At 51.9% G+C, this 266-nt stretch carries 1 protein-coding gene; it reads left to right on the top strand.

All coding sequences use genetic code 11. From position 1 onward, the window contains the following. Positions 1–266, top strand: a 266-nt coding sequence (locus R0J87_RS21115; protein WP_498888727.1) for a twin-arginine translocase subunit TatC, incomplete at both ends; no start/stop codon positions are given.

The raw sequence follows: 266 nt of genomic DNA, 5'->3' as shown, positions 1-266 counted from the left end.
ACCGACATCGCCAGCTATTTAAGCTTCGTTATGGCGCTGTTTATGGCGTTTGGTGTCTCCTTTGAAGTGCCGGTGGCAATTGTGCTGCTGTGCTGGATGGGGATTACCTCGCCAGAAGACTTACGCAAAAAACGCCCGTATGTGCTGGTTGGTGCATTCGTTGTCGGGATGTTGCTGACGCCGCCGGATGTCTTCTCGCAAACGCTGTTGGCGATCCCGATGTACTGTCTGTTTGAAATCGGTGTCTTCTTCTCACGCTTTTACGT

This window comes from Halomonas sp. SIMBA_159 (assembly GCF_046536035.1).
Classification (GTDB): domain Bacteria; phylum Pseudomonadota; class Gammaproteobacteria; order Pseudomonadales; family Halomonadaceae; genus Vreelandella; species Vreelandella venusta_A.
Note: the sequence above shows the minus strand (reverse complement) of the source record. Positions and strands in the feature narration are given on the sequence as shown.